This window comes from Spiroplasma endosymbiont of Glossina fuscipes fuscipes (assembly GCF_049669535.1).
Taxonomy (GTDB): Bacteria; Bacillota_I; Bacilli_A; order Mycoplasmatales; family Mycoplasmataceae; genus Spiroplasma.
This window is the reverse complement of record NZ_CP187162.1, coordinates 1,197,825-1,221,335: the sequence shown is the minus strand read 5'-3', so window position 1 is coordinate 1,221,335 and position 23,511 is coordinate 1,197,825. Positions and strand designations below refer to the sequence as shown.

The window sequence follows — 23,511 nt, the reverse complement described above, 5'->3', positions numbered from 1 at the left end:
ATAACTAAATTGCTAAGAAAAGGTGGATGATAACAATGTTTAAATATGCAATTATTGCAAATGACTATCAAGAATCAGCCAAGTTGGTTAGTAAAATTACAAAAACATTACAAAATTACGGTTTGGAAGAAGATATTATCAATCCAGAATATGTTTTTGTGATTGGCGGTGATGGTACTTTATTACGTGCGGTTAATGAGTTTCAAGATATTATTGATGAAGTTTATTTTATTGTTATTAAGTCGGGGTCATTAGGTTTTTATGCTAACTATGATGAAAAAACATATTCACGAGCAATTGATGCAATTATTAACGATACAGCGCGGATTCGTCAAATGCCCTTATTAGAAATTAAATATAATAATATTATTCGCTATGCTTTAAACGAAGCAAAAGTTGTTGACCATGTTAAAACAATTCGAACTGATATTTATGTAAATGATGATTTATTAGAACATTTTCGTGGGAGTGGTTTAGTATTTGCAACAAAAACGGGGTCAACGGGTTATATGCGAGCAATTAACGGGTCAATTATTGCGGCAAATATGACAACGTTATGACAATTAAAAGAAATTGCCCCAGTTGCTAATTCAACATTTTCAACAATTAATGCTTCTATCATTTTGGACCAAGAACAAGTTGTCCGTTTAACCGGGGCATTAGCAGGAAAAAGTTTAGTCATTGATACTTATGAATCAGAGATTTTAAGCTCACAAATAGAGTTAAAAATTAGTCAAAAAACATTAAATTTATTTTATGATGAAGAAAATAATTTAAGTATGATTGCTAAAATGAAAATTTTATTTGCGCATTGTAATAACAACAGAAGGGATGATTAGAAATGCGGGCAGAATATATCATTATTGTTGTGGTATCTATGATTTTAATGTTATTATTTATTTTAATGATGGTTTTTCGAAAAAAAATTTTTAATTTTCAAAAAGCTTTAATTCCAAAACAAAAAATTTCTTTTTCTGTTAATGATTTAATTACAATTTTAGGAACGGTTAATAACATTGTTATGGTTAAAGCAACTTTGACTCGTTTACGCGTAACGGTAAAGGATTTAGATGAAGTTGATTTTGAATTATTAAAAACAAAATTCAAACTAAAACACATTGATACTGTTTTGCAAACAGTAATTATACCATTTGGTAATGTTAGTTTAGCTGTTAAGATTGAAATTGATGCAGCGATGAAAAAAGAACAATAAGTAATATTGATTAGTAAATTGGCGATAGTAAAATTGTTATAAAAAGGAGTATATATCACAATGACTTGAGTAATTATAGTTTTGATACTTGTTGGTTTTTTCCTTAGTAGGAGCTTTGGTTCGGTTTTGGTTTCGGAAAGCAAAATATCATCTTAAAAATGAAGAGCATACTATGAATGGCAAAGACCAGGCTGATAAAAGTTATGAGCTTATGATGACCATTATTAGTGAAGATGCATTAATTGCAAAATATTTGTTACCACTGCCACGTTATGTTGATACTTCAATTCCAAACTACCAAATTGATTTTAACTTAGGATTATTCATGTCTGATTATTGAGAATTAATTCATTATTTAAATAAAACAACAGATCCAATTGCAAATGATATTTTTGTTGAATATTTCACAACAATTAATGAAGAATTAAATAATTTATTAACAGAAGTTATTAGTAACAATATTGAACCCTTAGCAACAGTATTTGTTGCATTATATGTTCAAGAAACATGAGATAAAACTTTTGTTGAATGTTTTTTAAAACCATATGTGTTATTAACTAGAGAAATGTTAGCAACCCAATTGATTCCAGATAGTTTTTCAATTTTACAACAAATTAAATTTTATTTGCGATGGAAAGATCGGCAAATTTTTACTGAACTAGAAGCAGTTTTTTTGCCGTTTTAAATGAGCATCTTACTTTGGTAAATAAAATTTATCAAGAGTTTATTCAAAAATTAGAAACTGATTTTAATACCTTTTTTGATTTACAAACATGAGAAAACTTTGGACAATCATCTGCAACTGCTTCAGAATTAGAAGAATTATATCAATTGTTTGGGTTAAGTTCATCAGCTTCAATTAATGATATTAAACGAGCATATCGCCAGTTAGCAAAAAAATATCATCCTGATTTAAGTGCTGTTGTTTTTGGTTGACTTAAAAAAGATTTTTTTACAACTGATGATAGTGAAGAAGTAATGCGAAAAATTAATGATGGTTATGAGAAGTTACTTGCCAATCATCAGCAAGAAGAAAATGAAGTTTAAAAATTTGTTAGTTGCAAATTGTTTTTGCTAAAATTAATAGTATAATTTTATTAACTTAAAGGACAAAAAAATTATTTTAGTATGCAGAAGTTATGACAAGAAAGGGAATATCCACATGGCTACACAAAAAATAATAAAATGATTGGAATGGCAACACTTTTTAGGACACTTTTTATGTAGACTTCTGATTTCTAAATTCAACTGGAGTTAAGTAATTCAAACTACCATGAATTCGAATATTGTTGTATCAATTAATGAAATTAAATAGTTCCAACTTTAATTGTTCTAAATTTTTAAATTTTCGACCATTAATAAATTCAGTTTTAAAAGCTTTATAGGTTGTTTCAGCTACTGCGTTATCGTAAGGGCAACCTTTTGCACTTAATGATCTTTTAATATTAAATGTTAATAAAATTTCTTCAATAATTTTATTTTTAAATTCATTACCACGATCTGTATGAAACAACCTAATTTGATTTAATGGTCATGTTATTTTATAAAATGCCTGCTGAACTAGTTCAGCAGTTTTATTTGTTCCAGCGCTATAGCCAATTACTTCACGGTTAAATAAATCAATTAGTAAGCAAATATAATGTTATTTTGAACCAACTTGAACATAGGTTAAATCGCTCACAATAACTTCATTTTGTCTTTTATTACTAAACTCACGATTTAGAATATTACTAATTTGATCATTATTTACAGGAGATTTATGATTGCGATATTTTAATTTAGTATATTTTGATACTAAATTATTTATTGCCATAATTCTTCTAATTTTTCGTCGAGATAAAATAATGTTCTTTCTTGCTAAAATAATTTTAATTTTTCTAGCACCATAAACTTTATAGCTTTCTTTAAATGCACTGATAACTTCATTTTCATAAATATTAATTTCAGTTTTAGTGATCTTATTAATTTGATAATAATACTTTGATTTTGCTATTTTTAATATTTGACACATTTTCCTCACTGAATATTTGTCTTTATTGTTAGTAATTAATATTACTTTTTGCCGATTATCAGTGCTGCTTGCTTTAAAATATCATTTTCCATTCGTAATTGTTTGTTTTCTTTTCGCAACTGAATAAGTTCATTTTCTTCAACAGAGCGATTGTCTTTAGCTTTAAAAGAACCAGAATTCTCAATTTTTTTACTTATTGATAAAGAACTGCCTTTGAAATTTTATATTCGTTAACAATTTCAATATTACTTTTACCATTTTTATATAACATTACGATTTGTTTCTTGAATTCATCGGTGTACTGGTTTTTTGCCATTTTTATATTCCTGCTTTCCTAATAATTTTAGCTTATTTTTTACAGTCTACATAAATATGGTCCAAGTTATTGTAACCTATCCAATAAATAATTTAGTATCAAAATATACTAAATTAAAATATCGCAATCATAAATCTCCTGTAAATAATGATCAAATTAGTAATATTCTAAATCGTGAGTTTAGTAATAAAAGACAAAATGAAGTTATTGTGAGCGATTTAACCTATGTTCAAGTTGGTTCAAAATGACATTATATTTGCTTACTAATTGATTTATTTAACCGTGAAGTAATTGGCTATAGCGCTGGAACAAATAAAACTGCTGAACTAGTTCAGCAGGCATTTTATAAAATAACATGACCATTAAATCAAATTAGGTTGTTTCATACAGATCGTGGTAATGAATTTAAAAATAAAATTATTGAAGAAATTTTATTAACATTTAATATTTAAAGATCATTAAGTGCAAAAGGTTGCCCTTACGATAACGCAGTAGCTGAAACAACCTATAAAGCTTTTAAAACTGAATTTATTAATGGTCGAAAATTTAAAAATTTAGAACAATTAAAGTTGGAACTATTTAATTTCATTAATTGATACAACAATATTCGAATTCATGGTAGTTTGAATTACTTAACTCCAGTTGAATTTAGAAATCAGAAGTCTACATAAAAAGTGTCCTAAAAAGTGTTGCCATTCCAATTAAAAAATCATACTGCTAATGAAGTTGTAGAAAAGTTTAAAGATATTGTTATAAGTAATAATTTAATTGGGAAAATTAAAGGAATAATAACCGATAGAGGAAAAGAATTTAGTAAATGAAGAGAATTAGAAATATTTGCTGAAACACAAGTTTATTTTTGCGATCCGGGTTCACCACAGCAAAAACCACTAATTGAATATATGAATTCTGAACTTAGAGAATAATATCCTAAGGGAACTGATTTTAATAATGTTAGTCAACAAAAAATAAATTGAGTAGTTAATGTTATAAATGATAAATTAAGGCCTATTTTAAATTGAAGAACATCAAAAGAGGTATTTTTAGAGAATTTTTAAATAAATTTATTACTTAACTTAATAAATTATTTTTTAGTATGGCTAAGTGTGCTTAAAATAAAGTAAAAATTATAAATATTTTAATTTTTGAAAATTTATAATTGATTTTTTATGATTTTTATTATATTATTTGATTAATAAGATTTGTTGCATTTCATTTTACATGATTCCTTTTCAAGAACAAATTACAAATAAATTTGGAAATGATTCAATGGTTTTTGTCTTTAATGTTTTACCAGAAACCTTTCATATTATTAATCAAAATACCTTAGTTGGTGTTGGGAATTTTTTAGGAATTTTATTCTTTATTGTATTATTATTTGCGGGATTGAGTAGTCTTATTGCAATGCTTGAACTTGCTGTTGATGCAATTGAAACACAATATGATATTAGTAAGCAAAAAGTAATTTGTGGAATTTGTGCAACAATTATTATTGTTGGTTTATCATTAACTTTCGCAAATACTTATTAATTAATTAACTCATTTTAATTATTAGCAGCGGGGTTAGATTTAATTTTAGTATCATTAAGTCAAATTATCTTTTTCTGTTTGATATCGAAAAAAATGCGAATTTTAATTAATTATAATAATCAGATATCATGAATTAAGCTAGGAAAACTATATCAATTTATGATGTATTATTTAATTCCTTTAATTTTAGTTATTATTAGCTTTTCTGTTTATGATTTTGTTATAAGTTGTACCATTAATGTTTGATATATTTCGGTTTTAGCTTTTGTTTTAGGAATTTTAGTGTCAATTTTAGTTGCAGGATTTAATAGTTATTATGCGAAGAAAAAAATAAAGGAGGAAATTAAATTATGTTAGTTACTGTCGCCGGTATTGTTTTATTAGTGTTAGCAGTTTTGTTAGCGATTGCGTTTGGTTTTTTTATTTATAAGGATTGACAACGAAGTCAGCAGACATCAAATGTTTATCAAAAATTAATAAAAGAAGAACACATAGAAGAGAATTTATAATAATGTTTAGACTATAGAATTAATAGAAAGCATTTATTCTATGATTAGTTTTTGTGTTATGTGGCGGGTTAGAATTGAGAACATTGTTGTTGCAGTTAGAAAACACTTGATAATTTAGAATATTAATTTATTTAATTTTTTAAAAATTAGTTATTTTTATATATTTTTTTGCTAAAATAAATGAGTATCTTATTAAATTTAACTGAAATAACATTTGAGGCCAATTGATATTAAAAGGAGAAAAAACTATGAAAAAATTTCATACAATAATAAGTAGTTTATTAGTGTTTGGTTCTGTTACTACAACATTTATTCCCGCTACTAGTTTTATTATTCAACCAGGAACTTATAGGGGACTGTTATCGGCGTCTGGTTCAGATAATGCTGATGATTATGTTTATTCTGGTTATTTATTACGTTATTTTATTTACAAATCTTCAAATATTAGTACTAATGCAACTGTTAAAGCATTAGAGCAAAACATTGTTAACAATAAAGCCATAATTTATTCAACAGCTGGAAATACCAATAATGTTACGATGCAAAACGCGAATGTGTTTGAAACAGCGTTAATGGCATCAATTGTTAATATTAGTATTTATGGAATGACTAATTGAAAAGAGTTTTTTGCTGAATCATATTCAAAATGAATTACAACTCCTGACGCAATGAAGAATAAGAGTTGAGAAATTTTAAATAATTTTTTTATAGATATTTATCCATATTTACAAGCCAATAATTTTGGTGCAAGACCGGATACTTTACAAAACAGTTTGCAGTACATTAATAAATATTTTACTAATTCATTCTCATCATCCCCAGCAATTTATGATACAACGTTAACGACGAAACCAATTGCTGTTGTTGATTTAAAATATGAATCACTCTTTGGCACAAATTTTGGATTACAGCAAATAATTCCAGATGATAGTAATTTCTGAAATAATAGTTATACTTATAACGCTCTTAAAACAAGTTTAATAATGTGAGGAACAAATGCTGTTAAAGATGTCAATAATGATGTTGTTAGATTTAATGGTAATATTTTAAACAATAATATTATTAATGTTAATGGTATTGATTTATCTAAGAATTTAGGAAATATGATGAATGACTCATATACCAAGGCTTCAACTACATCATTGAAAAAATATCAAGATTTTATTAATCAAGCAACACAAAGTCACTATTCATCATTTGATAAGTTAGATAGTGAATTAAAAAACTTAACAAAATATGAAACCATTAATTATCAAATGGGTAGTACAATTTTTTTAAAAGATAGTGTTAATGCAATGCAAAATTATTATGGATGATCAGATAGTACTGTTAATGTTTTTAAACAACAAATTTTAAATTTATTTAACATCACTTATACAATGATTGGCGATAATTTTAAATATTTCTTAACTGGTTTTTTGTTTTCACCAGATGCCCCATTATTATATGGGCAAGATAGAGGTACAGCCGCTTACACAGCATATAGTTTTCTAAAACTTCGGAGCACAAATCAGATTTTATCAACTTCTTCTGCTTATATTATTTTTTCAGCAAAAGGGTTTAATGATTATTTAAAAGATGGTATTAGTCGAGAATACAAAATGGGCTGATGAAGTTCACCAAACATATTTACAACATTAGATCATGAAATGGGTCATGCTGCTGATATATATTATGGAATGGTAAGTTCAGCACGGAATAATGCGGTAAATGAATTTGGTAATATTTTAAATGATTTAGGAATTAGAGGGCAATATAGCGGCAATATTTTTGGTTATGATAATATTGTTAATTATAATACAAAGGCTAGTGCTATGAAAATTGCTTTGATTGTTATTTTTGGTGTTTTTTGTGCAAGCATTATTATTGCTATCATTTGAAGCACTGCTCGTAGAAAAGCAATTCGTAAAAAAACAGAGTAATAAAAATGCAATAATTGCATTTTTTATTTAAATAAGAAGGGAGATTAGAATGAGTAATAAGAAACAAATGACAAAATTTGGTTTTATTGTTTCATCGCTAGGTGTGGCAATTGGTTTAGGGGTAATTTAAGGGTTACCTGGTTATATTAATAAAAATGGAGGATTTTATTTTTTCTTAATTTATATTTTTGCAATGTTGGAATGGCAAGGGTTTTTTGGACAAATTTTATATAGAGTAAAGATTTTTATATTGGATTGGTGATAAATAATTTAATTTGCTATGAATACGAGTATTATTATATCAATTAACATAATCAAATAATTCTAATTTAAATTCTTCAATACTTTTAAATTTTTTATTTTTGACTAATTCAGTTTTTTGGAATGGCAACACTTTTTAGGACACTTTTTATGTAGACTTCTGATTTCTAAATTCAACTGGAGTTAAGTAATTCAAACTACCATGAATTCGAATATTGTTGTATCAATTAATGAAATTAAATAGTTCCAACTTTAATTGTTCTAAATTTTTAAATTTTCGACCCTTAATAAATTCAGTTTTAAAAGCTTTATAGGTTGTTTCAGCTACTGCGTTATCGTAAGGGCAACCTTTTGCATTTAATGATCTTTTAATATTAAATGTTAATAAAATTTCTTCAATAATTTTATTTTTAAATTCATTACCACGATCTGTATGAAACAACCTAATTTGATTTAGTGGTCATGTTATTTTATAAAATGCCTGCTGAACTAGTTCAGCAGTTTTATTTGTTCCAGCGCTATAGCCAATTACTTCACGGTTAAATAAATCAATTAGTAAGCAAATATAATGTCATTTTGAACCAACTTGAACATAGGTTAAATCGCTCACAATAACTTCATTTTGTCTTTTATTACTAAACTCACGATTTAGAATATTACTAATTTGATCATTATTTACAGGAGATTTATGATTGCGATATTTTAATTTAGTATATTTTGATACTAAATTATTTATTGCCATAATTCTTCTAATTTTTCGTCGAGATAAAATAATGTTCTTTCTTGCTAAAATAATTTTAATTTTTCTAGCACCATAAACTTTATAGCTTTCTTTAAATGCACTGATAACTTCATTTTCATAAATATTAATTTCAGTTTTAGTGTTCTTATTAATTTGATAATAATACTTTGATTTTGCTATTTTTAATATTTGACACATTTTCCTCACTGAATATTTGTCTTTATTGTTAGTAATTAATATTACTTTTTGCCGATTATCAGTGCTGCTTGCTTTAAAATATCATTTTCCATTCGTAATTGTTTGTTTTCTTTTCGCAACTGAATAAGTTCATTTTCTTCAACAGAGCGATTGTCTTTAGCTTTAAAAGAACCAGAATTCTCAAATTTTTTACTCATTGATAAAGAACTGCCTTTGAAATTTTATATTCGTTAACAATTTCAATATTACTTTTACCATTTTTATATAACATTACGATTTGTTTCTTGAATTCATCGGTGTACTGGTTTTTTGCCATTTTTATATTCCTGCTTTCCTAATAATTTTAGCTTATTTTTTTTTACAGTCTACATAAATATGGTCCAAGTTATTGTAACCTATCCAATATGCTTGTTTAATTACTAATAAATATCTTTTATTCATAATTTAATTCTCCTAATTCTGTTTACCTAATGCTCAATGTTCATCAGTCATATCTTCAAATGATACTGAATAATTTTTAAGCATTAATTCATTTAATTTATTAATAGTTTTTTTATTTAACTTTTTCATATATACCTCCGACTTTTTAAATTAACTACAATGTTCTACAATTTGTAGTTGTAAGTACCTCCTCATCAAGTCCCCACTAGTAGATTAATTAAGAAATTCTTGCCCAGTTCTTAAAAGTTCTTCAACCTCTACGCACACGATTTTATTTTTTTCTTGTTAATTAAAAGTTATGAAGACAGCACTATCTGTTTATCTTAATCAAAGTTATTAATAATTTACAAAATCGCAAAAAAACAAGTTAACAGCTCTAATGATTTCATACCGGCAAAATGCCTTGCTGGGGAATCTTCCCTTAAAAAATATGTAATTGTAAAATTAAACACTTGTAGAGCCAATATATTTAATTTTTAGAGTTAATTTTCAAATAAAAAAATCAACTCTTTAATAAGAGTTGATTTTTCCTACTTCATCCTTTATTCTACAATCTTAATTTAGAAAATGCAAGTAATAATTTTAGCAATAAAACATCATCAAAATATATTTATATTGTTCTAGATGATACTTTTTTATCTTTGAAAGAGAAAAATAAGAAGAAGAAATTTCGAATTCGGACAGCATTTTTTCATCAAGGTCATATGCCAGAAGATGAAAGAGTTGGAAATTCAATTTTATTAAATAAGAGAGCTTATTGCAAATTATTAAGAACTGCTACAAATATTAATACATTAGAATATAGTGAAGAACTTTTCAAAGAAATGTCAAAATATTATAATATTACACCTGAGACTCAATTTATTGTATGTGGAGATGGCGCTGATTGGATAAAAAATACTTCTCATTTTTTAAATGCAAAATATGTTTTAGATAAGTTTCATGCAATTAGAAAAATTGGAACAGTATTTAATTTAAAAAGTAAGTATGATAAATTACAGTTTAAAATTTGTAAAGGTCTTTTTAACAATGGGGAATATACAAAATTAATTACTCATTAGAATACTTTAAAAATAAGCCTAATTTAATTACTAAACAAAATAATTTATTAAATGTAATTAAATACTTAAAAAAGCGTAAAGATGGAATTATTGCATATAAACATGATTGATGTTTAAGTGCATGTGCGGAAGCATTAATATCGCATACAATAAAAGCACAATTAGGCCATGGGAATAAAATATATTCGTATGATTCATTTTGGAACATTTTAACCTTACGTGTAGCAAAAATTAATGGATTAAACTTAGTTAAAGAAATGTTTAATGAACAGCTTGAAAATAAAGACATTTCATTGGAAAATATAAAAATGGCTAAGTGAAATAATAATGCTAATAATTCATTATATGAGCCTAAAAAGGGAGGGATTCCTGTAATGAATTATCGTACTACTAGTATTAGTAAAGTATTAAAAGAAATAACAGCAGTAAAATAGTAGTTAAAAAACCAGTAATCTTACGGAAAAAGAATATTTTTAAAATATTACCATTTTAGTATTTCCTTTTTTAAAGAAATGTGTTTTAATAAATGTGTAAATAAGATACTTTTAAATTAAGCGGTTTAATGATTAACTATTTTTAAAAATAGTCTAAAATTATTGTTAAACTGGTACCTAAAATAATATTCGAACGTTTTTTATAAATATTTGCATTTTTATTAATAAAGTATTACAATAATAATGTAATTAAAAAGGGTCAAGAAAGAGCACGATTGTGCTCTTTCTTTAATGCCAACAATTTTAATTATGATAGTTTAAGAAAGGATGGTGTTGCATGGAAGAATTTATTAAACAACAAGCACAGTTAAAAACAGCTTTGGAAAATTACTTAGCAAAGCAAAACTTAACATTATTTGCAATTAATTACTTACAAGATTTTGAAACTAATGTTGTGCAAATTTTAATTGAAGATCAAACAACGGTGTTTGATCTAGACCGGTTAACAATTATTAGCGAAGAAATTAATCATCTGGTTGATGACCTTGATTTGTTTGCGGAAGAATACTTGTTAGAAGTCTCAACACCAGGTGCTGAGCGACCATTACGAAATTGAGATGAATTACAACAACAAGTTAATCATTATGTTTATTTTGAATTTATTGAAAAAGTTAATAATTTACCAGCAATTAGTGGAGAATTAACAGCAGTTGATGAAAAACAAACAGTAATGGTTACTTATTTTGTCAAAGGGGCTCGCAAAACCTTACAAACAACTTATCAAAACATTAAATTTGCGCGTTGTGCAGTTAAATTTTAAGAAAGGATATATTATAGCATGATTGATGGTGCAAAACTATTAGTAACAATTGATGAAATTGTTAATGAAAAACAAATTAGTCGCGATTTAATTTTAGAATCAATTAAAGAAGGAATTAAAAAAGCTTATGAAAAACATTTTGATCCAGAAGCAACAATTATCGTTGATATTGATCGAAAAACAGGTCAAATTAAAGTAGAAAAAGAATTAACGGTAGTAAAGAAAGTTGAAGATGACTTGTTAGAAATTGGTTTAAATGAAGCAAAAGAGAAATATGGTGAACAAATTACCGTTGATGATAAAGTTTATGAACCAGTTAATTCAGAAGAATTTTCACGGTTAGCAATTTTTCAAGTTGGTCAAATTATTAAACAACAAATTAAAGAAGCCGAAAAAGATTCAATTTTTGATGAATATATTGTTCAAAAGGGTCACTTAATGACTGGGATTGTCATTGCTGCGGAAGAAAAGTATTTGTTAGTGGAAGTTGACCGCACCTTTGCTTATATTCCACGTCGTAATTTAATTTTTTCAGACAATTATGAAGTTGGCCAACAAATTACTTTTTTAGCAGAAGATATTGTTAAATCAAAAAATGCTGGGCAAATTACCGGTTCACGAATAAGCAATGATTTTTTATATCGTTTATTAGAACGTGAAATTTCTGAAATTTTTGAGCAAGTAATTGAAGTCAAAGCAATTGCCCGTGACCCTGGTCGACGTAGTAAAATTGCTGTTTATAGTACAAATGAAAATATTGATCCAATTGGGGCTTGTGTTGGAAGCAAGGGAAGTCGGATTAATAAAGTTACTGCTGAACTACAAGATGAAAAAATTGATATTTGTATTTATGATGACAATAGTCAACAATTTATCATTAATTCTTTATCACCAGTAAAAGTAATTTCAATTATAACGAATGATGAAGGTAAAGAAGCCGATGTTATTGTTCCTGATGAACAATTATCATTAGCAATTGGAAAAGGTGGGAGTGTTGCTAAATTAGTAGCAAAGTTAACAAAATGAAAACTAAACATTATGAGTTATAGTGAAGCGTTAACAAAACAAATTGAAATTTTATGAAATGGAAATTTAACAAGTGAAGAATTAACTGCTTTACAAGTTAAACTAAAAGATAAAATCAAAGGCAAAGAAGCTGCAAGTACACCACCTCCAGCGGTTGAAGTCACAGTAGATTTACCAGTTGAAGAATTTGAAATTATTGAAGAACAAATGGCAGAAGAAACGATGATTCTTAATGAAGGCGAATATCATGTTGATGATTTATCAGAAGCTGCGCCGGAAGTATTAGCAGAAGAAATTCAAGAAATTGAAAAGAACATTTCTTATTTTGAAAATGAACAATTCGAAAGTCAAGATGAGGATGAAGAAATTAATTATGATGATTATGATAACTATTATGATAAAGAAAAATAATTAATTAGGAGGGATATAAATGGCAAACCACAAGCAAACACCATTACGAAAATGTGTTGTTTCACAACAAATGTTGCCAAAAAAAGAATTGGTGCGCGTTGTGAAAACCCCAAGTGGTGAAATCATTATTGACCCAACGGGAAAAGCAAATGGGCGAGGAGCCTATTTGCGACCAACGTTAGAAAATTATGAAAAAGCAAAAAAAAATCACGCCTTAGAACGTGCTTTAAAAGTAAAGTTAACTGACCAATTTTATGATATGTTATATCGTGAAATTAATGAAGGGTGAGATTAAAAATGTTAGATCACAAAGGTTATAGTTATCTTGGCTTAGCAAAAAAAGCCGGAAAACTTGTGACAGGAGCGCTTTTATTAACAGCAATTCAACAACAAAAAATTTTTTTGGTGTTAACTAGTGTTGATGGAGGGGCAACCCAAGCAAAAAAATACGAACAAAAATGTTTTTATTATCATATCTCTTATTTCAAATGCCTTGAATCAAAATTAACCCAGCAAGCATTGGGAACCGAGAATGTTAAAACACTTGGGATTAGTGATCGCAATCTTGCACAAAGTTTACTTACTTTATTAACAAATCAGAAAGAATAAAAAAGGAGGAGGGACAGATGAGTAATCAAAAAAATAACAAATCAAATAAAAAATCATTAGCAAGAAATCAACGCCATCGAATTCAATCCCAATTAAAGACGGTTGAAGCTCATATTAATGAGGGGGTTTTTGTTTATGCTGAAGCATTAGCAATTGTGGAATTTGCGGAAAAAATTAATAAACCAGTTAGTGAAATTATTAAGTATTTTTTTACAAAAGGAATTATGTTAAATCAAAATACTTATTTGAGTGAAGATCAATTAGGAGAATTGTGTTTAGAGTTTGGATTAGATTTTAAACGAGAAAAATCAGTAACTCATGAAAACCTAATTGAAAGTTTTGAAGTTAATGATGATGATAAATCATTAGAAAAACGCCCCCCAATTGTGACAATTATGGGGCATGTTGACCATGGAAAAACAACGTTATTAGATACAATTCGGAATACAAATGTTGTTAGTACTGAACACGGAGGAATTACCCAACACATTGGCGCTTATCAAATTAAGACTAAAAATGGTGAAAAAATTACCTTTGTTGATACCCCAGGGCATGAAGCTTTTACCCAAATGCGAGCGCGCGGAAGTGCGGTAACTGATATTGTTGTTTTAGTTGTTGCCGCTGATGATGGGGTAATGTTACAAACAAAAGAAGCAATCGACCATGCCAAAGCAGCGGGGGTACCAATTATTGTCTTTATTAATAAAATTGATAAAGTCGGTGCAAACTTAGATAATGTTATGATGCAATTATCACAAGAAGATTTAACCCCCGAAGAGTGAGGAGGGTCAGTTCCTTATGTTAAAGGAAGTGCAAAACAAAAACAAGGAATTGATGAGCTATTAGATACGATTTTACTAATGGCTGATTTAATGGAGTTAAGAGCTAATCCAAATCGTTTTGCTTTAGGAACGGTTATTGAATCGCATTTAGATCGTGGATTAGGACCAGTTGCAACGTTATTAGTTCAATCAGGAACCTTAAATATCAAAGATGCCTTAGTAGCCGGATATACCTTCGGGTATGTTCGTGACTTATCGGATGAGAGTGGTAAAAAAATTAAAACAGCAGGACCATCAACACCGATTATTATTCACGGTTTAAATGAAGTTCCAAATGCAGGGGACCGTTTTATGGTCTTTCGGGATGAGAAGTTAGCCCGTGAAATTGCTCTAAAACGAAAAGCAACGGATACGATTAATAAACGTTATAAAAATCAAGTCTTTTCATTAGAAAGTTTATCTGCTCAAATTAAAGATGGGCAATTAAAACAAATTAACATTATTTTAAAAGCAGATACCCAAGGAACGGTTGAAGCAGTTAAATCAAGTTTACAAAAAATTAATATTCAAGGTGTTAAAATTAATGTTTTACGAGCAACCGTGGGGGGAATTTCGGAAAGTGATGTTACCCTGGGGTTAGCAAGTCAAGCCTTTATTGTTGGTTTTAATGTTCGTCCAACTGCGCATGTACGGAAAAAAGCGGAAGATGAAGGGGTTGAAATTCGTTTACATACCATCATTTATAAGTTAATCGAAGAAATTATTGCCGCAGCTGAAGGAATGTTAGATCCTGAAATGGTTGAAGAAGTCTTGGGGCAAGCCGAAGTTCGTCAAATTTTCCGTCATTCTAACATTGGAACAATTGCTGGTTGTCATGTTACTGATGGGGTAATTCCGCGTAAATCGCGAGTACGAATTTTACGTGATGGTGTTATTGTTTATGATGGGGAATTAGCCTCATTAAAACATGTTAAAGATGACATTAAAGAAGCAAAAGTTGGTGCGGAATGTGGGCTAACAATTAAAAATTATAATGACTTAAAAGAACAAGATGTTATTGAAACATATATTGAAAAAGCTGCTACAAAGTAGAGGTTTTTTTTTTTTTTTTGGTTATTTTATGTTATTTTTAGTTGTTTTTGGTTAAAATTGAGGTATAATAAAAATGGTGAAATGATGTTAAAAGAACAACGATGAGAAAAAATTTTAGCTTGTTTAGATGAGCAACACTTAGTGCTTGTTAATGACTTGATTATTAACTTACAGTTATCACCGACAACCTTACGCCGTGATTTAACGGAAATGGAACATCAAGGGTTATTAAAGCGCGTCCATGGTGGGGTTAAACTGCAAAAGGGTCGTGAATTTCGCTTAGAAGAACAATTAAATGAAAAGATTCAGCACCATGCTGAAGCAAAATATTTAATTGCCCAACAAGCAGTTAGAAAAATTAAACCAAAAATGTGTCTTTATTTAGATGCTGGTTCATCAACATTAGCGTTGATTAAATTAATGCGGCCAGCGGATGACTTGGTTATTATCACAAATTCCATTTTTCATGTGGAATTACTAGCCTTAGCAGGATTTAATAACGTGTATGTCTTGGGTGGTAAGTATAAACACCAAACCGGGGCTTTAATTGGATGAGAAGCAGTTAGCACTTTACAAAAGTATCACCTTGATTGTGCTTTTTTAGGTGTTAATGGGATTAGTGGTTCTGATTTATATACAACTGATCCGGATGAAGCAATGATTAAAGCAGAGGTTATTAAGCAAGCAAATAAGAGTTATGTTCTAGCAGATAAATCAAAATTTAACGTCAAATCATTAGTAAAATTTGCTTCCCGGTCGGAAGTTAAAATTATTACAAATTAGGAGAAAGGAAGCAGTAGAAATAATTATGAAGATAATTGATTATTTTACCGAAGCAACAACCTTCTTAAAAACCGCTGCTAGTGATAAAACGGCAGTTTTTAAGACTTTAGCAACAGCGTTAGGAAATAGTAAAATTGTCACTAACGAAGAACAGTTAATTAAAGCGTTAGAAAAACGCGAAACAGAAGGCCCAACAGGAGTCGGCGATGGTTTAGCCATTCCGCATTGTTCAAGTAACAGTGTTACAAAACCAGCAATTGCAATTATGACCTTAAAAAAGGCTGTTGATTGACAAAGTTTAGATCAAAAACCAGTTGATGTCATTTTTATGATTACAACTCCTGAAAAAGGGGGCGAACAACATTTACAAGCATTAGCCCATCTTGCTAGTTTCTTAGGAAAAAGTGAAGTTGTTGCAAAAATTCGGGCAGCAAAAAGTTTTGATGATATTATCACAGCTTTTGTTGAATCAACATCAGCACAAGCAGCGAATGATTCACCAAGTGTTAATGGTCATTATGATGTTGTTGGGATTACAGCTTGTCCAACAGGAATTGCTCATACTTTTATGGCAAAAGAAAAAATGGAAGAAGCCGCAAAAGCAATGGGATTAACAATTAAAGTTGAAACGCAAGGACGCGGGGGGAACGAAAACGTTTTAACCGCAACAGATATTGCGAATGCGAAAGCAGTTATTCTAGGAATTGATAAAAAAATTACTGGGATGGACCGGATGAATGGTGTTTCATATTTAGAAACAAGTACAAAAGATGTTATTTATCATGGCCAAGAGGTAATTGGTGATGCTCTTGCAGGAAAACGGTTAACCGTTGGAAAAGCCAGCAAAAGTGGTAGTGATGAAGTTGGAGAATTAAGTTTAAAAAACTTTAAAGATGTTACCAAAAACCTGCTGGGGGGGGTATCAAGAATGTTACCCTTTGTTGTTGCTGGAGGAATTATTTTAGGAATTGGATTTTTATTAGATTCTGGTAATACTGGTGGTAATTTTGGAGTAACACGTGATATTGCCGCTTGATTTTCAGGTTTAGGAAAAGTTATCTTTGGGATGATGGTACCAATTTTGGGGGCTTATGTTTGTTACTCAATTGTTGGCCCACAAGGAATATTACCAGGGATGACTGCCGGGTTAATTGCCAACGCCCCAGGGATGTTATATGATACTTCCACAAAAACAGGATGAGCTAACACGTGAGGACGCTTGTTCCCTGATTCAATCTCAAACTTTAACTCAGGGTTTTTTGGAGCCTTAATTGGAGGGTATCTTGTTGCCTTTGTTGTTTATGGATGTCAAAAAGGATTTGCTCGTTTTCATCCATCAGTTCGTGGGGTTCGAGACATTGTCTTAATTCCCGTGTTGACAGCATTAGCTGCGGGAGTTTTAATGTTTGGTCTTAATATTCCATTAGGTTACTTAAACTATGGCCTAGGATTAGGGTTAAAAGCAATTGCTGATTATAATTTAAGTGCCTTAATTGGGATTATTATTGGGTTAATGATGGCCGCTGATATGGGAGGGCCAATTAATAAAGCCGCTTATGTCTTTGGAACATTAACAATTGATGCAACGCAAAGTGCATATGCTGGAATTCGTTCAACAAACGGTGGAACAGTCTTTATGGCAGCAGCAATGTTAACGGGAATGGTCCCACCATTAGCATTAGCATTATGTACTAGAATATTTAAAAAATATTGAACAAAAAAAGATGTTGAACAAGGAAATACCAACTGATTCTTAGCCGCTTGTTTTATTACAGAAGGTGCTATTCCGTTTGCGGCATCAGATCCAAAACGAACAATTCCATCAATTATGGTTGGAAGTGCCGTATCGGGTGCAATTGTTAGTGGTTTTGGTGTCACTTTAGCAGCACCCCATGGAGGAATCTTTGTCTTTCCATTACTACAAATTCAAGATAATGGTAAAAACTGGTTTACAATTGGTAATCATGGTGCTTCGATTGGTGTCGCGGTTTTAATTTCCGTGATTGCTTTAATTATTGGTAGTTTAATTAGTGCCTTAATTCTTGGATTTTGAAGAATGTATGCGTTAAAGGCTAAAAAATTACGTTAGCAGTTTAAATTAATTATTAAAAACCCAATAATTTGGGTTTTTATAATGTTAAAATAAGAAATAAAGGAGTAAGAAGATGATTTATACATTAACGTTGAACCCAGCAATTGATCAAATTATTGAAGTTCCTAATTTTCAGATAGGGGAAACAAATAAAGCAGTAGGGGAATATGATATTATTGGAGGGAAAGGAATTAATGTTGCTGTGATGTTACAGCATTTAGGTTATCCAACCACTGCCTTGGGGTTTTTGGGCCGTGATAACAAGGAAATGTTTGAACATTATTTAACAGAGCAGCAAATTCCGGCTTATTTTCATGAAGTTAGTGGTAAAACCCGAACAAATATGAAAATTAAAAGCTTAGAAGTTAAACAAGAAACCGAATTAAATGGTGTTGCATTTGCAATAACCCCCGCTGATATAACTGCAATTTTAACTTTAATTAAAACAAAAGTAACAAAAAACGATTGTTTAATTATTTCTGGTTCATTACCACGGAATTGTGATCCTAATCTTTATCAAGTTATTAGTACTTATTGTCATGACCATGAAATCTTATTTGTTGTTGATGCAACAAACGATGTGTTATTATCAACTTTAGCGACAAAACCATTTTTGATTAAACCAAATTTAGCGGAATTAAATGAACTGTTTGGGACAAATTACCACTTTAAACAAGTAACAGAAATTATTACGTTAGGACAGAAACTTCGTGCTCAAGGTGCCCAAAATGTTTTAATTAGTAGTGGCAAAGATGGTAGTATGTTAATTACCACACAAGATGTTTACTTAGCGAACACCGCAACAGGACAACTAATAAATTCAGTTGGCGCTGGCGATTCGATGGTCGCTGGTTTTGTTGGAACTTATTTAGCAACAAAAGATTATCAAACAGCCTTGTTAATGGGAATTTGTGCTGGTTCAGCAACGGCTTTTAGTCCGGGAATTGCTACTCGTGAAGTAGTTGAAAGTTTAAAACCACAAATTAAAATTACAATTTTTAAAGGCATCGTGTAAGTGAAGTGCAACAAATCAACTCAGAAAGGGGTTGATTTTTTATTGAAAAGAAACATTATTTTATTTTGCGGTCCTTAGTAACTAAGTATGGGAAAGATAATGTTATTAATACTGTTAATAACATTGTAATTAATAATGAAAAAGAAGATGAATAAATTATTCGCGTAATTTATTAGCGGTAATTTATTCAATATTGTTTATTTTGAGCGTAGCGAACACGCGAAGCGTGTCGCAAAATTAGATTTTTAGGAGGATTAAATTATGCCATTTTGATTAACGACAATATTTAGTGTTGTTATTATATTAGGGATTTTTGCTTGAATTGGTTTATCAATTTATCAAAAAATTCGCCAAATTCGAGGTAAGAAAAAAGATAAAAAAGAAATTGAAAACAAGGAGGATAAGAAATAATGTTAGGGATGTATTTAACAACAGCAATTAATTTTTTAGCAGTTGGTGATAAGCCTACTATTTCAGATGGAATGGGTTCGATTTGAAGTGGTTTAGGACAAGCAATGATGAAAGTTAAAGAAGCAATTTATGCTGTATTACCACAATTAATGACCTTTTTAGGTGATGCGTGAATTATTTTAATTCCATTTGGTATTTTTGTTATTGTTAAGATATTAAACTTTTTCCGTGTTATGGTTAAAGGATTTTAATATTTAGTATAACTGATTATATATTTTAGCTGTGGCACACTAACTTTGTTATGTGATTTTATTAAATAATTTTATTGTTTATTTTTACACTATACACTGTTTACAAATTTATTTTTTAATAAACTTTATTATTGTTAATATTGGAATAATAAAAATTCCTATTATACATATAAGTTTAACTATATTTTCTATAGTGGATAAATCTATATTGTTTATTATTCATAATATTGAGTCTATTATGAAAAATATTTTTTTAGTAGGATTTAATAAAAATAAGAATATTTCTATTAAAGGTCATATTAGTAATAGATTTGGAAAATAAATTTTTATAATATTTTTTATAAATACACCTACTTTCTTTAAAATTTGTAAACAGTGTATAGTGTAAAAATATCAATTTAATTATAAATTATTAATTTTATATTTTAATAAATATTATTAAAAATTAAATAGTATTTTTCAGTGGCACACTAGTTTTTATGTGAATTGAATAAATAATTTTGTTGTTTATTTTTGCATTATACACTGTCTACAAAGTTAACAAGATGAAAAATCCTGTTTAAAGAAACTAAGGCACACTAGTTTTTTATGTGATATTTAAGGTATTATTATGGTTTTCTCTCTGTATAAAATATTTATAAATTTGTTAATTTATTAAAAATTCAAATAATAAAGTTAAAAGTTGTTATTAAAACTATTATTATTGAAATAATTGTTTTAATTGGTGATACCATTATGATAAGCAAAAAATAGATGGTATCACGTTTGTAAAAAATGAATTTATTAAATAGAAAAATGAATTTATTATTTCTTCGATATTTTATTTCTCCTTTCTATTTAAAATAATTTATACAGAGAGAAAACCATAATAATATCAACTTAATTATAAACTTATGATTTTATATTTTAATAGTTATTGTTATAAATTAAATAGTATTTTTCAGTGTGCCAATTTTTACTATTTTATATATTTAACATTGTTAATAACATTGTTTATTAAACATTAAATAAACAATATATTAGCATTATGTATAACATTGTTAATAATCAATGTTTTTATCAATAAATAAGCAATATATGAACATTAAATATAACATTGTTAATTAGAAACAATGTTTATTAAGGAGTTGATAAAATTGAGTAATTTTGTTAAGAAAAATAAAAATATAGAAAATTATTTTATTTGTAAAGAGTTAATAGTTTTTGAAACAGATAAAGCAAGTTTTATAAATTTGCCTAATCATAATCGCCATATTGGTTTTTGATTAAGTAATAAGTTTATTTATCCGAGTGAAAAACATTCTGATCAAGTTGCTATTGGTTTAATTTATGATAATTCTTATCCTATTGTAAAATATGATGAAAATTTAAAACGCCATATTTGAAAATATTTAACTGGAACAGAATTAATTAATTTGTATAATCAATATAAACAAAATTATTTTAACAATATGCACAAAGCATTATTTTCAAATGAACCTAAAAAAGTAAAAACAACTAAAAATAATTTAACAAATTGAACTGTTGAAAAACAGCAAGAATTGATTAATGATTTGAAAGATTTAAATTAAATGAGTTTATATGACTATTGAGTTCAATTTGTTAGTTATATTATTGGTTCAAATGCCCCTGAATTTTTATATGTGATATCGTTTGTATTATTTATTGTTTTATTTTTTGGGATGTTTTTTAAACTTATTCAAAAAATGTGGAGTTTTTAAATATGCAAAATGATTGAGAAAAATTAAAAGAGTTTTTTATTCATATATTTTTGTTTATAGATAAAATAAATGTTGAAAGTATTACAACTTGGACTTTGACTCAAAATGAATATTTAACTCTGATGGTTGGTGTTTGAATTGTGATTTTGTTTTTAACTTGGTTTTTGTTATGAATGATTTTTAAAATAGTTGGGTATTTTAAGTAATGAAAAAGTTTATATTTTTCTTAAAAAATTATTGTTATATTAGTGGTTCAATGATTTTGTTTAGTTTAATTGATTTATTACTTTGAATAATTTCATTAAATTATACTGGTTTAGTATTCTGATTATTGTTTGCTTTGCAATGTGTTTATTTTGTATGATGAGTTTGAAAAAACATATTTTATCAGTTAAATGCTTTTCGGTTAGTTAATTTTGTTTGAGATAATCCGTTATCAGTTATTATTGGTAAATTAGGAACTGGAAAAACTTTACTTTTAACTTATTTATCACAAACTATGAAATTATTAACAGATAAAATTTATAGTAATTATCCGTTAGAAGATGATAAAGTTAAAGTTTTAACATTTAAAAATTTAGATTTTACCGATCGAACAAAACCAGTTCCCCCTGATGATAGTGTTATTTTATTTGATGAAAGTTATTTATATATTGATGGAACTAGTCCGCACGATGAGAAAAAAGTTCATAGTGGTAAAATTCCGTGAATTGTTTTAGCAAGACATTTTGGTAATCGTGCTTTGTTTACAGCACAGCGTGAGGGTATGATTTGAAATAATATCCGACAATTAGCAAGTGGTATTATTATTCCTATTTCATTGAAAAAACCGATTGCTAAAAAAGGATTTAATTTTTTTAATCGTTTCTTTATTATGCGAATTGGTATTTTTCAAGATATTACGGATTATGAAATTTGAAAAACAAAATCAGTAGAAAGAACAGCAGAAGGTAAACGAGCAAAACATAAGTTGGATGTTGGGTTAGGAATTCGGTTTTTTAAGATAATTATTCCTTTAGAATTTGCACAGAAATATGATAGTCAATGATTAAAGTTTGTTCGTGATTTAAAAAATGATGAAATAGTTAATTATAAAGAATATTACTGGTCAGAAATTACTAAATTGAGTGTTAAAGAGCGTTTAGAATTGTTTGATATTGATATTTTGAAAAAGAATTTAAAACCTAAAAAAGAAAAAGGAAGTGGTAAAAATGATTAATTTATTATCAGAAAGTAGTAATTGAGATAAGATTTTTAGTTTTATTTTTGATGTATTTTTGTTTATTTTTGATGTAATTTGAAATACAAAATTACCAATGACAAATACAACGATTGCTTATTTTATTATCTTTTTTATGGTTGTTAAGTTATCTATTTATGCAATTCACGGCACAAGAACACAATATAACGAATTAGGGTCAACAGTACAAACGGGTGTATCAAGTATTTATTCTGCGACTGCTCGTGGAGTTTCAGATACTAAACAAGGTATGCAAAAACATTTTAAAGAGCGTAAACAGTTTAAAATTAATCGTAATAAACAGCAATTATCAAGTTTAGCAAAACAAGCAAAAACAAGAGAACAAGGATATCGGAGAGTGAATAAATAATGATTAGATTAGTTTTATTAGTTGCAGCAATCGCTATTTTTGGTACAGGTTTTATAACAGTTATTATAAACCAACTTACATCAGCAAAAAATATCATTATGGATTTATATAACTCAGATATTTTTTTACTTTCTTTGTTTGGCAAAATGGCAATTTTGTTTAGTCATCCATTAATCTTAACGATATCAAGTTTATATATAGTTGGGTTTATTGTTTCAAAAACATTGTATAGTTAGGAGTTGAATTATAA

At 28.2% G+C, this 23,511-nt stretch carries 27 protein-coding genes and 4 pseudogenes; 28 read left to right on the top strand and 3 right to left on the bottom strand.

Going from position 1 to position 23,511, the window contains the following annotated elements:
* The first annotated feature begins 35 nt into the window (after positions 1-35).
* The 4 genes from ACOBWH_RS07365 to ACOBWH_RS07350 all read left to right on the top strand — a co-directional run bounded on the left by ACOBWH_RS07365 (position 36) and on the right by ACOBWH_RS07350 (position 2,260).
* On the top strand, positions 36-839 hold the full coding sequence (locus ACOBWH_RS07365) for an NAD(+)/NADH kinase (RefSeq protein WP_424526321.1): 804 nt from the start codon (positions 36-38) through the stop codon (positions 837-839).
* A gap of 2 nt (positions 840-841) precedes the next feature.
* Positions 842-1,213, top strand: a complete 372-nt coding sequence (locus ACOBWH_RS07360; RefSeq protein WP_424526320.1) for a PTS transporter subunit EIIB — start codon at positions 842-844, stop codon at positions 1,211-1,213.
* A gap of 88 nt (positions 1,214-1,301) precedes the next feature.
* Entirely contained in the window at positions 1,302-1,898 is a 597-nt protein-coding gene (locus tag ACOBWH_RS07355; RefSeq protein ID WP_424526319.1) for a hypothetical protein, read from the top strand.
* Positions 1,844-2,260, top strand: coding sequence for a J domain-containing protein (locus ACOBWH_RS07350; RefSeq protein WP_424526318.1), 417 nt, complete (start codon positions 1,844-1,846; stop codon positions 2,258-2,260). The genes ACOBWH_RS07355 and ACOBWH_RS07350 overlap by 55 nt, the downstream gene beginning before the upstream one ends.
* Positions 2,261-2,432: 172 nt before the next feature.
* Here ACOBWH_RS07350 and ACOBWH_RS07345 read toward each other — a convergent pair.
* Positions 2,433-3,540: pseudogene (locus tag ACOBWH_RS07345) on the bottom strand (IS3 family transposase).
* An 89-nt stretch (positions 3,541-3,629) separates the two neighbouring features.
* On the opposite strand from ACOBWH_RS07345, the pseudogene ACOBWH_RS07340 reads away from it, so the two are divergent.
* The 6 genes and pseudogenes from ACOBWH_RS07340 to ACOBWH_RS07315 all read left to right on the top strand — a co-directional run.
* Positions 3,630-4,211 (top strand): annotated as a pseudogene (locus ACOBWH_RS07340) (IS3 family transposase); the annotation flags it as partial.
* Between the two features lie 30 nt (positions 4,212-4,241).
* Positions 4,242-4,598, top strand: a pseudogene (locus ACOBWH_RS07335) (IS30 family transposase); the annotation flags it as partial.
* Between the two features lie 163 nt (positions 4,599-4,761).
* Complete coding sequence (locus ACOBWH_RS07330; protein WP_424526317.1) at positions 4,762-5,070, top strand: hypothetical protein; 309 nt, start codon at positions 4,762-4,764, stop codon at positions 5,068-5,070.
* A gap of 93 nt (positions 5,071-5,163) precedes the next feature.
* Positions 5,164-5,427: a hypothetical protein gene (locus ACOBWH_RS07325; RefSeq protein WP_424526316.1), complete on the top strand. Its 264-nt coding sequence runs from the start codon at positions 5,164-5,166 to the stop codon at positions 5,425-5,427.
* Positions 5,421-5,579, top strand: a complete 159-nt coding sequence (locus tag ACOBWH_RS07320) for a hypothetical protein (protein ID WP_424526315.1) — start codon at positions 5,421-5,423, stop codon at positions 5,577-5,579. Before ACOBWH_RS07325 ends, ACOBWH_RS07320 begins: the two co-directional genes overlap by 7 nt.
* A 248-nt stretch (positions 5,580-5,827) precedes the next feature.
* Positions 5,828-7,501 (top strand): hypothetical protein, encoded by a 1,674-nt coding sequence (locus ACOBWH_RS07315; RefSeq protein WP_424526314.1) that lies wholly within the window; start codon positions 5,828-5,830, stop codon positions 7,499-7,501.
* Between the two features lie 226 nt (positions 7,502-7,727).
* On the opposite strand, the gene ACOBWH_RS07310 is transcribed toward ACOBWH_RS07315, so the two are convergent.
* Positions 7,728-7,895, bottom strand: a complete 168-nt coding sequence (locus ACOBWH_RS07310) for an IS3 family transposase (RefSeq protein WP_424526313.1) — start codon at positions 7,893-7,895, stop codon at positions 7,728-7,730.
* A gap of 15 nt (positions 7,896-7,910) precedes the next feature.
* Positions 7,911-9,018, bottom strand: a pseudogene (locus ACOBWH_RS07305) (IS3 family transposase).
* A 667-nt stretch (positions 9,019-9,685) separates the two neighbouring features.
* On the opposite strand from ACOBWH_RS07305, the gene ACOBWH_RS07300 reads away from it, so the two are divergent.
* From ACOBWH_RS07300 to ACOBWH_RS07215, 18 genes are all read left to right on the top strand, one after another.
* Entirely contained in the window at positions 9,686-10,204 is a 519-nt protein-coding gene (locus tag ACOBWH_RS07300; RefSeq protein WP_424527443.1) for a UPF0236 family transposase-like protein, read from the top strand.
* A 257-nt stretch (positions 10,205-10,461) separates the two neighbouring features.
* A complete protein-coding gene (locus ACOBWH_RS07295) occupies positions 10,462-10,638 on the top strand; it encodes a hypothetical protein (RefSeq protein WP_424526312.1) in 177 nt (58 codons plus the stop codon).
* A 337-nt stretch (positions 10,639-10,975) separates the two neighbouring features.
* Entirely contained in the window at positions 10,976-11,458 is a 483-nt protein-coding gene (locus tag ACOBWH_RS07290) for a ribosome maturation factor RimP (protein WP_424526311.1), read from the top strand.
* Positions 11,459-11,476: 18 nt separating this feature from the next.
* Positions 11,477-12,895, top strand: coding sequence for a transcription termination factor NusA (gene nusA / locus ACOBWH_RS07285; RefSeq protein WP_424526310.1), 1,419 nt, complete (start codon positions 11,477-11,479; stop codon positions 12,893-12,895).
* Between the two features lie 19 nt (positions 12,896-12,914).
* Positions 12,915-13,190: an RNase P modulator RnpM gene (rnpM, locus tag ACOBWH_RS07280; RefSeq protein WP_070407074.1), complete on the top strand. Its 276-nt coding sequence runs from the start codon at positions 12,915-12,917 to the stop codon at positions 13,188-13,190.
* 2 nt (positions 13,191-13,192) lie between these two features.
* Positions 13,193-13,504: a L7Ae/L30e/S12e/Gadd45 family ribosomal protein gene (locus tag ACOBWH_RS07275; protein WP_424526309.1), complete on the top strand. Its 312-nt coding sequence runs from the start codon at positions 13,193-13,195 to the stop codon at positions 13,502-13,504.
* Positions 13,505-13,521: 17 nt separating this feature from the next.
* On the top strand, positions 13,522-15,378 hold the full coding sequence (infB, locus tag ACOBWH_RS07270) for a translation initiation factor IF-2 (protein ID WP_424526308.1): 1,857 nt from the start codon (positions 13,522-13,524) through the stop codon (positions 15,376-15,378).
* 81 nt (positions 15,379-15,459) lie between these two features.
* Positions 15,460-16,161 carry a DeoR/GlpR family DNA-binding transcription regulator gene (locus tag ACOBWH_RS07265; RefSeq protein ID WP_424526307.1) on the top strand — a complete coding sequence of 234 codons (702 nt, stop codon included), beginning with the start codon at positions 15,460-15,462 and terminating at the stop codon, positions 16,159-16,161.
* A 25-nt stretch (positions 16,162-16,186) separates the two neighbouring features.
* On the top strand, positions 16,187-18,250 hold the full coding sequence (locus ACOBWH_RS07260) for a fructose-specific PTS transporter subunit EIIC (RefSeq protein WP_424526306.1): 2,064 nt from the start codon (positions 16,187-16,189) through the stop codon (positions 18,248-18,250).
* A 76-nt stretch (positions 18,251-18,326) separates the two neighbouring features.
* A complete protein-coding gene (gene pfkB, locus ACOBWH_RS07255; RefSeq protein ID WP_424526305.1) occupies positions 18,327-19,268 on the top strand; it encodes a 1-phosphofructokinase in 942 nt (313 codons plus the stop codon).
* Positions 19,269-19,273: 5 nt separating this feature from the next.
* Entirely contained in the window at positions 19,274-19,423 is a 150-nt protein-coding gene (locus tag ACOBWH_RS07250; protein ID WP_424527466.1) for a hypothetical protein, read from the top strand.
* Positions 19,424-19,529: 106 nt separating this feature from the next.
* On the top strand, positions 19,530-19,679 hold the full coding sequence (locus ACOBWH_RS07245) for a hypothetical protein (RefSeq protein WP_127092929.1): 150 nt from the start codon (positions 19,530-19,532) through the stop codon (positions 19,677-19,679).
* Positions 19,679-19,930 (top strand): hypothetical protein, encoded by a 252-nt coding sequence (locus ACOBWH_RS07240; protein WP_126821177.1) that lies wholly within the window; start codon positions 19,679-19,681, stop codon positions 19,928-19,930. The genes ACOBWH_RS07245 and ACOBWH_RS07240 overlap by 1 nt, the downstream gene beginning before the upstream one ends.
* Positions 19,931-21,066: 1,136 nt before the next feature.
* A complete protein-coding gene (locus tag ACOBWH_RS07235; RefSeq protein WP_424526304.1) occupies positions 21,067-21,501 on the top strand; it encodes a DUF3627 domain-containing protein in 435 nt (144 codons plus the stop codon).
* Positions 21,502-21,653: 152 nt separating this feature from the next.
* The gene (locus ACOBWH_RS07230; RefSeq protein ID WP_004028252.1) at positions 21,654-21,857 is read left to right on the top strand and encodes a DUF2649 family protein; all 204 of its coding nucleotides are present in this window, start codon (positions 21,654-21,656) and stop codon (positions 21,855-21,857) included.
* On the top strand, positions 21,857-22,870 hold the full coding sequence (locus ACOBWH_RS07225; protein WP_424526303.1) for a hypothetical protein: 1,014 nt from the start codon (positions 21,857-21,859) through the stop codon (positions 22,868-22,870). Before ACOBWH_RS07230 ends, ACOBWH_RS07225 begins: the two co-directional genes overlap by 1 nt.
* Entirely contained in the window at positions 22,863-23,261 is a 399-nt protein-coding gene (locus tag ACOBWH_RS07220) for a hypothetical protein (RefSeq protein WP_424526302.1), read from the top strand. The genes ACOBWH_RS07225 and ACOBWH_RS07220 overlap by 8 nt, the downstream gene beginning before the upstream one ends.
* Positions 23,261-23,497, top strand: a complete 237-nt coding sequence (locus tag ACOBWH_RS07215; RefSeq protein ID WP_424526301.1) for a hypothetical protein — start codon at positions 23,261-23,263, stop codon at positions 23,495-23,497. The genes ACOBWH_RS07220 and ACOBWH_RS07215 overlap by 1 nt, the downstream gene beginning before the upstream one ends.
* The last annotated feature ends 14 nt before the right edge of the window (positions 23,498-23,511 follow it).